A 13,750-nucleotide genomic window follows, 5' to 3' on the forward strand; every position below is an offset into this window, starting at 1 on the left:
CGATAATATCTTTCGGATTCTTTCAAATATTTCCCATTCGGAAACATATTTTTATAATTTAAGTGTTCATCGAGCAAATCACGATAACGTGTAGGTTTTTTATCTTCAATACTGTGATATGCCAGTTCGAAACGTGATCTTACCATCAATATTTGAAACTCTTCCGAAAACTCAGAAAAAGGATATGTTTTAAGGGCTTCACGTGAAGTAACTATACAAGCTTCGTAATTATTACCCATATAAAGACCTAAATTGAAATATAACCGAGCTGCTAAAAATTCTTTGTATGCTAATTTTTCTTGTAATTTAAACATTAAATCTTGAGCTTCCGGAGCTTTTTCGCTCTGAGGAAAATATTCCAAGAAATTTTGGAACTCCTGAATTCCTTTTATTGTACTTGTCTGATCCAATCTTGCGTCCGGAGAATCGAGATATAGACCATAAGCAGCATTAAAGCGAGCTAATTCAGTATAATCTCCTTTCGGAAATTTGTTATAATATCGGGTATAATATTGAGTTGCTGTAGTATAATCTTTGTCATAGAAAAATGACTGGGCCATAAGAAAAAGAATCTCCTGCTCTTTTGACGAACCGGTATATGAAGAAAGTATCTCACTTAAGAGAGTTGTAGTTCTACCATATTTCTTTTCATCGAAATATTTCTTGGCGTATGTATACTTTAATTCCGCATCACGGCTCTTCAGTATTTTATTATACTCGCCGCACGAAGCCAATAACAAAGCCAATAATAAGGTACACAGGATTCTGATTTTCATTCTTATCAAAAAATTAGTTTGCAAATTTACACAAAGCTTTTATAATTTGAAAATAAACTTTTACAATTATGTTTTTTTGAGATTATATCTAAGTATTAGAACATGCTAATAACACGTTTTAAAGCATCGATAAACCTATCAATTTCTTCTTTTGTATTATAAAAAGCAAAAGAAACTCTAACTGTACCTTCTATTCCAAGCTCTTCCATAAGCGGTTGAGCACAATGATGTCCGGTGCGAACAGCTATTCCCATTTTATCTAAAAGCATTCCCATATCGTAATGATGAATATTGCCCACTAAGAAAGAGATAACGCTACTTTTCTTTTCTGATGTTCCAAATATGCGTACACCTTCTATTTTAGCTAATTTCTCAGTACAATATTCTAATAACTGATCTTCGTATACTTTTATTGAGTCAAGACCAATATTTTTTATATATTTTATTGCAACAGCCTGTGCTATGACATCCGGATAGTTAGGTGTACCAGCTTCAAATTTGAATGGTAACTCATTGAATGTAGTGCCTTTAAAAGAAACCTGACTAATCATTTCACCTCCTCCTTGATATGGGGGCATTTGATTCAGCCATTTTTCTTTTCCATACAGAACCCCTACTCCATTTGGTCCATACAATTTATGTCCAGAAAAAACGAGAAAATCACAATCCAATTTCTGTACATCAAGCGCAATATGCTGTACCGATTGTGCTGCATCTATAAGAACAGGAATTTCATGTTTATGAGCTATTGCGATAATTTCTTCTATCGGATTTATCGTCCCTAATACATTAGAGACATGTGTAATAGAAACTAAACGAGTCTTAGCTGAAATAAGATTTCTAAATTCATCGATTATCAGCTCTCCTTTTTCATTGATAGGAACAATCTTTAATTTAATGCCTCTTATTTTTTCCTGCAACTGCCATGATACTATATTAGCATGATGCTCCATAGCCGAGATGATTATTTCATCTCCTGCCGAGCAGAACTGCTGGCAAAAACTATGTGCTACCAAATTTATAGATTCAGTGGTTCCTTTGGTAAAAATAATCTCCCGGCTATGTTTTGCATTTATAAATTGCTGCACTACAACACGGGCTTCTTCAGCCATATCTGTGGCCTGCTGGCTTAAATGATGTACACCACGATGCACATTGGCATTCGTGGTGTAATATATTTTTTCTATTTCATCTACAACACATTTTGGCTTTTGGGTTGTTGCCCCATTATCAAAATAGATAAGAGGCTTGCCATAAACGGTAGTAGAAAGAATAGGAAAATCGGCTCTTATTTCTTCAATATTCATTTTTTACAGTTAGTAGTTACATAGTCTATAGTTGAGAATACAATAGATTATATCAACTTATGACATATAACTGATTAAGAAACTAACAAAATCATTTACAGACCATACAATTACCACATCGGGCATCTTCTCCTCTGAAACGTTTTTCGACCAAATCTTGTAATCTCTCTCTCAAACGCGGAATACGCACATGCTCCAAAACGCCTGCTGTAAACGCTTGCATCAACATCAGTTTGGCAGCATCATAGCCGATACCACGCGAACGTAGATAAAACAATGCTTCTTCATCAAGTTGTCCCGTAGTCAGACCGTGCGAGCATTTTACATCATCCGCATATATTTCGAGCTGTGGTTTTGCATACATACGAGCGTCGGGAGAAATACACAAGTTATTGTTTGACTGATAAGCCATTGTTTTTTGCGCATCTTTTTCTACAAGAATACGTCCGCAGAAAACACCTTTAGCTTCATCCTGCAATACATATTTGAAAAGCTGAGTACTTGTACAATGAGGTTTTGCATGATCAAGAAAAGCAAAATTATCAACATACTGCTTCCTATCGGCAATAACCATTCCGCAAACATACGCTTCGGCATGTTCTCCGTTCAATTTTACATTGTAGTTATTACGACTTACACCGGTATTCAGTGTAATATTATTTACCAAAACATTTGATGTTTGTTCTTGTAAAACGAATGTATTTGTCAATCGTGTTACTTTATCAGAATTTTCTTCCAAATCATAATAGTCTACAATTGCATTTTTCCCTGCATAGATTTCAGTTACCTGAGTAACTAAAAACTGAGATTCATCGACTGTATGATCACAAACCAAAAGTTTTACCTGAGCATCATCCTCTGCAATAATTAAGACCCGACGATTTACCAAGTAATTAAATTCGCTTTTCAATATGTTAATTAATTGAATCGGCTCTTCAACAACTACTCCTTTGGGAACATAGATAACAAATCCATCTTGCGCAAACATTGTATTGAATGCTATAATACCGTTGTTATCTAAATCTGCAATTTGTCCGTAATACTTATTGCATATCTCAGGCTGTTGCTCAGCGAATTGTGTTAAACTACCAACAAATACTCCCTTAGGATAATTTACCTGTGGTTTATGCTGCTCATGAAACAAATCATTGAGAACAAAATACAGATTTGTTGTCATATTGGGTATCTCACACCTGAATGCTATGTATGGATTACCTTGAAACGGAACCCGATTGAGGTTAAGCCCAAAGTCTGGCATAAATTCAGCTGAGACATCCAGATAGAGGTAATCCTCTAATTTCTTTGTTGGAAATCCTTGTTTTTTAAAGGCCTCCAGTGCCTTCTCTCGCAGATTATTCATTCCAGCGGCAGATTTAGAATCAATCTTGCTTCTGTACTGGTTGAATATATCTATATATTGATTCTCTACCATTATTCTTGAAATTCTTTTATAATCCAATCGTAACCTTTTTCTTCCAATTCTAAAGCCAGCTCAGGACCTGCACTTTTCACTATACGTCCTTTATATAAAACATGGACAAAGTCTGGTTTTATATAATCCAGAAGACGTTGATAATGGGTGATTACAACTGTCGCATTATCTTTACGTCTTAGTTTATTGACTCCCGCTGCAACTATACGCAAAGCATCAATATCCAGACCTGAATCTGTTTCGTCTAGTATGGCTAATTTCGGTTCTAACATAGCCATTTGGAATATTTCGTTTCTTTTCTTCTCGCCACCAGAGAAACCCTCATTTACAGAGCGTCCGGCTAAATCTTTATCCAATTCTACCAGTTCTCTTTTTTCTTTTATCATCTTCAAAAAATCGGAAGCCGAAATAGGATTTTCACCTCTATGCTTACGAATTTCATTTAAAGAAGCACGCATAAAGTTTGTCATGCTAACGCCAGGAATTTCTACAGGATATTGGAAGCTAAGAAAGAGTCCTTCACGAGCTCTGTCTTCCGGATCCATATCCAATAAGTCATGGCCGATAAAATCTACTGTACCTTCGGTTACTTCAAAATTAGGGTTACCTACAAGGACAGAGGCCAAAGTGCTTTTTCCGGCTCCATTAGGACCCATTATTGCATGAATTTCGCCTTCATTTACTATCAAATCCAATCCTTTAAGAATTTCTTTGCCTTCTACATTAGCGTGCAAGTTCTTTATGTTTAATAAATTTGCCATTATAAATTTTATATTTTTAAAATAAAAGTCTTAGTATTTTACTATTCATTTTAACACTAAGATACAACATATGTTCAAGCCTTGCAGACTTTCGAACGCAAAATTAATAAATAAAAAGCAAAATAGCTTGTTTATCACAAGCTATTAATTATTAATTAAATCTATATCATTCAGTAATTTTCTCTATGCACTAAGACTACTAGAGACAAACCTATTTTCAAACATTATTTTATTTTTTTAGTCTGATATTTAATGCCGTTTCTTAAAAATCCATTTCAACCACAATAGGACAATGATCTGAAAAGTCTATATCACTAAGGATTGCTGCACTATTTAAACGAGGTTTAGCTTGCTCCGAAATTATATGATAGTCTATACGCCAGCCAAGATTTTTGGCCCTTGCCCCTGCCCTATAGCTCCACCAGCTATATTTATCTGAACTCTGATCATATACTCGAAATGTATCTATAAGCCCTGTGTCTATAAATTCGTCGAACCACTGACGCTCTTCGGGTAAGAAACCCGAATCTTTCGTATGACGTTCAGGATGGCTAATATCTATCGGTTTATGACAAATATTATAATCGCCACTAATAAGTATTTGAGGTCTTTCTTTCCGAAGTTCATTTATAAAATGAGTAAAATCGGCAAGGAACTTCATTTTTACGTCTTGTCTTACATCTCCCATAGTACCCGAAGGAATATATACGCAAACGACTGTCATATCGCCATAATCTGCACGAAGTACTCGTCCTTCTCTATCGTATATAGGCATATCCATTCCCGATTTAACAAAATCTGGTTTTCGCTTTGTAAGAATACCAACGCCACTGTATCCTTTTTTCTCGGCTGAATGAAAATAATAATGATACCCCAAAGATTGAATAGTCAGTATATCAATCTGATCTTCCATCGCTTTTATCTCTTGTAAACATAGAATATCCGGCGATTCTTTCTCCATCCATTCATATAATCCTTTATTTACAGCAGCACGTATACCATTTACGTTATATGATATTATTTTCATTAAATTAGTTTTAGGTTAGTTTTATTCCTTCGTTTTCGGCTGCTTTCACTTTTTTAAACAGGTCTGATGCAAAAACGAAATCATTGAATGATTCATTTGTAGAAGACATCACATCTTTACTTGTGCCTTGCCACTCTACTTCTCCTTCTTTTATAAAATTAATCCGCTCACCAATCCCCATCACAGAATTCATGTCATGGGTATTGATAACTGTAGTTATATTATATTCTTTGGTGATATCATGTATAAGATCATCTATTACCAAGGATGTCTGAGGGTCGAGTCCGGAGTTAGGCTCATCACAAAACAGATATTTCGGATTAAGTGCGATGGCTCTGGCTATAGCAGACCGCTTCATCATTCCTCCGCTTATCTCGGAGGGATACAAATGTCCCGAATCGCCAAGATTTACCCTTTCTAAACAAAATTGCGTACGTTTAGCCTGCTCTGCCTTTGTCAAAGAAGAAAACATCATCAACGGAAAGTTTACGTTCTCAAAAACAGTCATAGAGTCAAACAATGCCGAACCTTGAAATATCATTCCCATTTCCTGACGGAGCTGTTTTACATCTCCTGTCTTCATCTTAGTCAAATCACGACCATCGTAAAGAATTTCTCCTTTAGTCGGGCGCATCAGCCCTACAAGATTTTTTAGAAGCACCGTCTTTCCTGACCCGCTCTGACCTATTATCAAATTAGTTTTCCCGGCTTCGAAGAGAATATTTATATCTTTCAATACCTCCCTGCCATCAAATGACTTATATAAGTTCTTTACTTCTATCATGACATCATTAATTGAGTGATCAATAAGTCTGCAACAAGTACAAGTATACTACTCATCACCACAGAATCGGTACTCGCTTTACCTACATCCAAAGACCCTCCTCTGGCTGAATAGCCATAGAAAGATGCTATTGAAGCTATAATAAAAGCAAATACAATTGTTTTGACAATCGCATACCAAACATAGAATTGCTTAAAAAATGACTGAAGACCATACTGAAAAGTATCGGCCGGCATAATCTGGCCAAATACACAAACAGCAAAACCACCTATAACTCCAAAAAACATACTTAGGACTACTAATACAGGTATAAATGTCATCAGAGCTATAATTTTAGGCAAAATGATGTAATTAGCAGAATTAACACCCATTATTTCTAAGGCATCAATTTGCTCCGTAACCTGCATAGTACCTATTTCGGAGGCTATATTTGACCCTACTTTTCCAGCAAGAATGAGACACATAATTGTAGAAGAGAATTCCAATATCAGGATTTCGCGAGAAACATAACCTACTGTATAACGGGGCATAAAAGGCGAATCGATATTCAATTTTATCTGTACCACAATAACAGCACCTATAAAAAATGATATAATGACAACTATCCAAATGGAATTTACCCCTAGCTTACTTATTTCTTCGAGATATTGGCGTAGAAACACACTCCACTTTTGAGGCCTTGAAAAAACCTTTTGCATAAGAAGTGTATATCGCCCCAACTTAGCGAAAAGAGATGTCAACATAATTATATTGATTATTCTTTAATTAATAATTATTGTTTGCATTAGCAGACCTAGAGCCGTCTGCCCTTTAGCCTGGACAAAGATACATCTTTTTAGCAAATGTAAGTTTGTATCGTTCTAAAATTTCCCTAAACACTAAAACAGGAAGCCTATAAGCCTCTTATTTTCTAGATATTAATTAATCTGATTCTAGACTTCAGCCCGTATTTTACTCAAAAAGGAAAAAGCCACTAACTAATTAGCAGTTAGTGGCTTTTTTAAAACATTCTTATTTATAATAAAGAAAAAAAATACTCTGATAACTTTAAACTGTTTCTTCTACTTTTTGTAAAAATGCAACACGAGCATCATGGCTTCCACGGCTAGTACCTTCACTATTCAACCATGTTCCATTTTGAAACCCTAATGGATATAACAAACCTTTAAAGATTATTTCTTCAATAAAGTTATTATACTTAGATGTTGGGCTCTCACTTGTGGTGAAAACCAAAGTTCTTTTTATATTAGTAAGAAGTGGAGTCCAGCCATTTTCGTACGTATGCGAAAAGTTTACTAAAAATACTTTATCAAAGAAACCTTTTATATCCGCAGGTATTAGCCCCCACCAGATAGGAAATATAAAGATAACTTCATCTGATTCTTTTAATATTTTTTGATATTTTTCGACTAGAGGATCAGCCGCTTTACCTACTCTGTAGAGCTTTAGATCTGCTTCCTGCATCATGGGATTAAAATTATCTTTAGGCAAATCTATAACTTTATATTCTTTATCTTGTTTTTCAAGCTTTTTTATAACAGTGTCAAGAATAGCCTTGTTGAAACTCCCATGCCATGGGTGAGCAAATAATATTGTTACCATAATTAATTTGTTTAGATTGATGATCAAATATAATCATTTAAAATCTAATCATCGACCTATTTTATATAAATAATACTTATAAGTAAAGACGCATCCAGAGCCAGAATACAGAAAAAATCACCTAAGTAACACTCACTAATCTCATTACAGGATATTAGAAAAAAATTACATATATCAAGGTTTGCCCGAATAATAATCCCGATAAAGGAAGCGATATAGAAGAATTCCCAACAAACTGTCTTTTCCTGAAATAGGTTGTCGGGTTATGAATAATAACTGGTTAGATTGTTAGTGTAAAATTTTATTATTTACATAGGTTTACATCAATTACTTTAAGCTGATAATTTTGTAGGCTCTTCTGTTCCATATTTTTATACACCGCTTTCGATATAGCCGCCATCTACAAGTATACGAGTCTTGCTAGTGGTTGTGTTTCCACTCTTGATGGTTTCGTATATGATGTTACCTACATAGTCGGTGTTCTTATAATCCGTTAGCCCATCGGTTGCAGGAGTAGAAGTACCGATAGGTGTCAGGATCGGATCGGATCGCTGCTCTGTCTTCAGCTTCACGCCTGAAGCCGAATAGATGTAATAATTTTTACCTTGGCCGTTGAACTGGTGATCACCATCTGACAGAGTAAATTTAAGGAATTATATTGAATCACAACGAAAACAAACAATGTTTTTTATATAGGCAAAGATAGTCATTGAATTATTATTCTTTCCTATTACTTATTTTCATATAAGAGATAAAACCTATTATCATACTAATTATAATATATCCTCCAATGAAATACAATCGCCTTATTTCATTTCTTTTACCTATTTCATAAATTTCTTCAATAGTAACATCTTGTAAATTCAATGGGTCTAAACTATATTTCAATTGCATATAACAAGAAATAATTGTATAAAAGATGGCGAATAAAAAGACCAAAGAAACAAACAAATAAACAAATAAAATTTTTTTCATCCTAACGTTTTTTTAACCAATTCTGAAATAATGATGGTAAAATAAATCTTTCTTTAAAAGGAACTGTATATATCTCGCCATGCTTTCTATCTATTATAGTTTTTGTATTTTTTAAAATATTCGAACCTGCCATATTCAACATATCAGAAGCAAATGTCGTACAATTATTTGTAGCTACATTATATAAATCATCTGTCCTATAAGTAACACTTTGTCCATCCTCTGATTCTCTTATAAGTTGTGCGTTATTACTTATAAAATCAGTTATTACTCCTGTCATCTTTTCATCTGTAATATCAGTTATTATAGCAACATGCCCCCCCCCTTTAGATTTGGATTTTCTATAATTATAAGCTTTTGCTTCATCTCCTCTCATTACAAAAAGAGAGCCATCTGCGAGCATCTCTATTTCACCTTTATCTCGTTTGCCTTTTTTAGTTGTAGCAGGATTAAATGAATATACAACCATATCATCCCCTTCTCCTACACTTATCCATGTGTGTCCCCAATCTTCGGTTTCAGTATATATCCTTACCGTATCACCTCTTGGATCGGTATATAATAATGGATTATTTAAGACAATAAACATACGGAGATGTCTAGTAATACTTTTCCGCCAGCGGATCCACAGAAGTAAACCGTCCCACTGCACTTTCATAATATCTGGCCGAATAATCATACAGGTTCAACTGGTGCATATCGTCTAATTCCTTGCCATTGTACTTGTACTTTTGGTTTTTACCGTCATCATACTTTTCGGCAAAGGCTGTTCCAAAAGGATAGTAATGGTTTCGCTGGGTGATTGTACCGCTGGCATTAATTACCACACGGTTATTCCCTAAATGATCTGCCAGGTAATAGTGATATGCCCCGTTTTCGATATAACTCCGTCTACAAGTATGCGAGTCTTATTTACCGTTCCGGCCGAACTTTTGGAGGTCTCATAAATGATATTACCTACATAGTCGGTGTTCTTATAATCGGTCAGCCCATCGGTTGCAGGAGTAGTGGTGCCTATCGGAGAATTAACCAAGATCGGATCGTAACGCAGCTCTGTTCTTAGCTTCACACCTGAAGTTGATACAAGATAATAAAAAAAGGTAACAAAAGTAACAGGTTTTACACCTTTTTATTGATTACTTTTACTCGGCGACATAAATTGGATATGGTATAGATAAACAATCCTGTCATTACTCTTGGCAGGATTGTATTTAGCGAACTGAAGTTCTTATATAAATTACTCCGTTTTATAAACAGTTAAAGACAAGACTTAACTTGTTTACTGATTTTCTTTTGATTCTAAATGCAAAAAGACATTGACAGCAATTCGATATCCCAGAAATATTCCAATAATGATTAATAATAGATAGTTGAAAATTATTGATTGTTCGTCTAGCTTAAATACTATGTACTTCTAGTACTGTAATATATTTTCTATTAAAGTGAATTATCCTTTCACTCTGTTATATGCCTAATAGAAAACTAAGCTATCCTCAATATCTTCTTGTTTTTCGTTTTCAGAATATATGTATTTTCCAATTTCTTTATTTGTATCAAATAATAATAAACTAACTTCAATTAAATAGTGATTGAAACCTTTTTGAGTAAATATAATTTTTATATTTTCCTCTATAACTATAATATCTTCCAATGGAATATTTATCTCATCTTTTAAAAATTCGTTATCTTTATTGCTAATACATTCTTTGAAGCTTCTTTTCGCTTTAATATAAAGTAATGATAAATCCGGTGCTAAGCTTTCAAATTTCATTTTCAATCCTATTTTTTTTAGTGTTTTATTATTTCCTCAAAATATATATGCCCATTTTTCATCGGATTACTATATATTCTAATCTACAAACATTTTATGATAGAAAAGAAGATTAATTGCAAGTTTTTAAGTCACTTTCTGCAATATAAGCAGACTCAAAACTTATAGGCCTTTCTGTTAATAATACACCATCTTTAAAATATTTCTCTATTCGATTATTATTAATATTAATTGCAACTGAGTCCACTTCATACGCATCATAAGGCAAAACAAATGTAGCGATCCTATCTTTTATTTTTATTGCAGTATAATACTGGGTATCATATATATATATATATATTATCAACATTGCAATAGGAGATATCAACACAACAGACAATTCTTTCCCTGCCCCAACGGCTTTTTTTTTCTTTACTAATAATTCTACCTGAAAGCTCGATATTAATTTCATCCCAAAATTTATATTTAATTTTTGCTCTATCATTGCTAAAAGTGACTAATAATAAAAAACCTGCAATTCCTAAAAAAATAAATATAAATATAACTATAATATTTTTTTTCATTATTATAAATTAAAAAATTAATAAGAATATAGGCATATATTATAACTAAAGTGGAAAAGGAATAGTCGGTATTAGTGGTATCTGATCTAGGATAAACATACCCCAGTTAATTGTAGAATTGCTCCTACTTCTTTGGTTTGTCTCTATTGCTGGAGTAACTAGCTTTAGATATCCTCCACCTACACTCATAGTTCCACCAAAGCCATCAAACATTCCTATACTATACCCTAGACTAGCAGAAGCTCCTAAAGAAAATACATTCCAACTTCCATCAATAGATCTAGCATATCCTCCATTTATAGACAACCCACCCAATGCTTTAAATGAAATCGAAGCATTTCCAACTACATATCCTCCAGCAAAACTTGAAGGGGTATTATTATTCACGGCAGCTAGAGAATTGAGTGCTATAAACCAATTTCTACCACCTCCGACAGAAAGGTCGGCACCAGTCATAGCTGCAAATCCTCCTTGTAGCCCAATATATTTATACCAATGTCCCGAGTAGCTCCCTCCTAGGAATAATACATTTTGAATCGGGATTGAAGCATTTACACCTCCTACAGGGGTAACTGCTGTCCCTTGAACATAAGATTCATATCCAATTGCTATATTACATGCATCTATCTGTTGATTTCCTCCAAAATCGACATTTGAACTAAGGGTTTTGTTTATAGCAGAGGTTTTTATTGTCAGACTAGAATTATTTCTACCTGAAATAACTACATCATCCGTGTCCGGTGCTTCATAGATAGATATAAGATCATCATCAGTAATGCCATTATCCCTTTTCCATTCTTCTGTGGAATACATTCCCGTCGGGTCAATCAAACGTAACGGATTATTCATCACATATGCATACGGACTAATTGAATAATACATCTCTGCCAGTGGATCTACACTGGTAAACCTTCCCACTGCACTTTCATAATATCTGGCCGAGTAATCATACAGGTTCAACTGATGCATGTCATCCAACTCTTTGCCATTGTACTTGTACTTTTGGTTTTTACCGTCATCGTATTTTTCGGCAAAGGCTGTTCCAAAAGGATAGTAATGGTTTCGCTGAGTGATTGTGCCGCTGGCATTGACTACCACACGGTTGTTCCCTAAATGATCTGCAAGATAATAGTGATATACGCCATTTTCAATATAACCCCCGTCTACAAGTATGCGGGTTTTATTTACCGTTCCGGCCGAGCTTTTGGAGGTCTCATAAATGATGTTACCTACATAGTCGGTGTTTTTATAGTCGGTCAGCCCATCGGTTGCAGGTGTGGTGGTGCCTATCGGAGAATTAACCAATGTCGGATCGTAGCGCTGCTCTGTCTTCAGCTTCACGCCTGAAGCCGAGTAGGTGTAATAGTTCTTTGCCTTGACTGTTGAACTGTTGATCACCATCTGACGGGGTAAATTTAACGAATTATATTGAATACCTGTTATTCCCTTGTTTAAATCTTTGTCCATCGCACCATTGGCATTGTAGGTGTATTCTATTGTACCGGAGGCAGAAACTTTATCTTTAAAGTCTGCCGATTCAGCATAAGCGAAGTTTGCCACCGCATCCGATACATGGATCATCTGGTTACCCACATAGGTTATTGACAACTGGTCGACAAGGGCGTTATTGTCGGCAGCAGCACTACTTTTACCCCTACGGGTAAGCGAACTCAAATTGCCGTGTTTGTCATAGGCATACGCTACATTATACATTCCCCCGTTAGTAACACCGTTGTACGCGGCATGAGTCAATCTCGACAGGTTATCGTATTTAAAACGATAGCTGCGTTTCGATTCGTCCTTCAACTGCCACTCCATCCCCGATATATTTCCGTTGTATGCCGGCTGGTAGTCCGAATAACTGTGGGCTGTTACCTTATCGTTATAGTAGAGTGTCTGATTAAACACCGGGCTACTGATCGATTTTGTCCATGAGCGTACATTATAGGCATAGGTAGACAGGGTATTGGCAACTCCGCCTTTTTTATTGGTCTTTAGCCGCCCCAGTTCATCATAGGTATTCTCAGCTAAGACAACTTGCGGCTTGACAGTCGATCCATCGGTTAGCTGGTGAGTTGTTTTCAGCAGGCGTCCCGCATGGTCGTAAGTGTAGACATATTCTTCTTTCTGAGTATTCTTGCCTGTAGCTGAATGGATATGAAGCTTCTTGATCGGTTGCCCTGTGAAGTTATAGGCGAGGTATTCACTATCGACACCTCCAAGATGATTGGTGGATTTGGTTTGGATCAATCGTCCTCTGTTGTCGTAATACATAGCAGTGGCTATCTCTCCCTCTCTTGTATTGGCTCTTTTACCTGCTGAATCTATATTTTTAACTCTGGTAGCGACTAATTGACCTTTGGCATTTGTGTGTTGTGTTCCATAACCACTCATTGACGTATAGGCTAGTATTTGCTTATAATCTGTATGAAGGGTTAAACTAAAGAGATGGCTGATATCATCATAATAATTGACAAATAAAACGTCTGTATTTGCATCCTCCAGTTCTGTTTGTTTCAGGGTATCCCATGTGTAGCCATACCCCCCGGTTCCTATTTTTTCTGCAAATACAACATTTTCGAATCTAGTTATCAACTGTGACTGGTTTTCAGTTGTTTTGTATATGCCGGAAATTATAAGCCGCCCGAAGGCATCGTATTTATTAAAGGTCCATTCTGATTTATTGTTCGTCACCTTCTTGCGTTGCTCTCCATCCTGTGTAAAGATCAACCGGTCGGCCTTGTCTAAACGT

The 13,750-nt window shown here is 35.4% G+C and carries 15 protein-coding genes; all 15 read right to left on the bottom strand.

Annotated elements, in window-relative coordinates; all coding sequences use genetic code 11:
* Positions 1-776: outer membrane protein assembly factor BamD (locus JGH11_RS15615; protein ID WP_201113361.1), on the bottom strand; the 776-nt coding region annotated here is incomplete at its 3' end.
* Positions 777-871: 95 nt separating this feature from the next.
* On the bottom strand, positions 872-2,083 hold the full coding sequence (locus JGH11_RS15620) for an aminotransferase class V-fold PLP-dependent enzyme (protein ID WP_201113363.1): 1,212 nt from the start codon (positions 2,081-2,083) through the stop codon (positions 872-874).
* A gap of 91 nt (positions 2,084-2,174) precedes the next feature.
* Entirely contained in the window at positions 2,175-3,515 is a 1,341-nt protein-coding gene (gene sufD / locus JGH11_RS15625) for a Fe-S cluster assembly protein SufD (protein ID WP_201113365.1), read from the bottom strand.
* Entirely contained in the window at positions 3,515-4,276 is a 762-nt protein-coding gene (gene sufC / locus JGH11_RS15630) for a Fe-S cluster assembly ATPase SufC (protein ID WP_201113366.1), read from the bottom strand. The genes sufD and sufC overlap by 1 nt, the downstream gene beginning before the upstream one ends.
* 262 nt (positions 4,277-4,538) lie before the next feature.
* A complete protein-coding gene (locus tag JGH11_RS15635; protein WP_201113367.1) occupies positions 4,539-5,303 on the bottom strand; it encodes an exodeoxyribonuclease III in 765 nt (254 codons plus the stop codon).
* Positions 5,304-5,313: 10 nt separating this feature from the next.
* Positions 5,314-6,087, bottom strand: coding sequence for an ABC transporter ATP-binding protein (locus JGH11_RS15640; RefSeq protein WP_201113368.1), 774 nt, complete (start codon positions 6,085-6,087; stop codon positions 5,314-5,316).
* Positions 6,084-6,827: an MlaE family ABC transporter permease gene (locus JGH11_RS15645; protein ID WP_370567611.1), complete on the bottom strand. Its 744-nt coding sequence runs from the start codon at positions 6,825-6,827 to the stop codon at positions 6,084-6,086. The genes JGH11_RS15640 and JGH11_RS15645 overlap by 4 nt, the downstream gene beginning before the upstream one ends.
* Positions 6,828-7,134: 307 nt before the next feature.
* Complete coding sequence (locus JGH11_RS15650) at positions 7,135-7,689, bottom strand: NAD(P)H-dependent oxidoreductase (RefSeq protein WP_201113370.1); 555 nt, start codon at positions 7,687-7,689, stop codon at positions 7,135-7,137.
* Between the two features lie 371 nt (positions 7,690-8,060).
* Positions 8,061-8,261, bottom strand: coding sequence for a hypothetical protein (locus tag JGH11_RS15655; RefSeq protein ID WP_236264030.1), 201 nt, complete (start codon positions 8,259-8,261; stop codon positions 8,061-8,063).
* Positions 8,262-8,665: 404 nt separating this feature from the next.
* Positions 8,666-9,253: an RHS repeat-associated core domain-containing protein gene (locus tag JGH11_RS20300; RefSeq protein WP_236264031.1), complete on the bottom strand. Its 588-nt coding sequence runs from the start codon at positions 9,251-9,253 to the stop codon at positions 8,666-8,668.
* Positions 9,254-9,263: 10 nt separating this feature from the next.
* The gene (locus JGH11_RS20305; protein WP_370567610.1) at positions 9,264-9,491 is read right to left on the bottom strand and encodes an RHS repeat-associated core domain-containing protein; all 228 of its coding nucleotides are present in this window, start codon (positions 9,489-9,491) and stop codon (positions 9,264-9,266) included.
* A gap of 11 nt (positions 9,492-9,502) precedes the next feature.
* On the bottom strand, positions 9,503-9,733 hold the full coding sequence (locus tag JGH11_RS20310; RefSeq protein WP_236264032.1) for a hypothetical protein: 231 nt from the start codon (positions 9,731-9,733) through the stop codon (positions 9,503-9,505).
* A gap of 402 nt (positions 9,734-10,135) precedes the next feature.
* Positions 10,136-10,435 (bottom strand): hypothetical protein, encoded by a 300-nt coding sequence (locus tag JGH11_RS15665; protein WP_201113371.1) that lies wholly within the window; start codon positions 10,433-10,435, stop codon positions 10,136-10,138.
* A 112-nt stretch (positions 10,436-10,547) separates the two neighbouring features.
* Complete coding sequence (locus JGH11_RS15670; RefSeq protein WP_201113373.1) at positions 10,548-10,919, bottom strand: hypothetical protein; 372 nt, start codon at positions 10,917-10,919, stop codon at positions 10,548-10,550.
* A gap of 124 nt (positions 10,920-11,043) precedes the next feature.
* A partial coding sequence (locus JGH11_RS15675; protein ID WP_201113374.1) for an RHS repeat domain-containing protein occupies positions 11,044-13,750 on the bottom strand: 2,707 nt, incomplete at its 5' end.

Origin of the sequence: Dysgonomonas sp. Marseille-P4677, assembly GCF_016652235.1 — a bacterium.
In the GTDB taxonomy this organism is placed as follows: Bacteria; Bacteroidota; Bacteroidia; order Bacteroidales; family Dysgonomonadaceae; genus Dysgonomonas.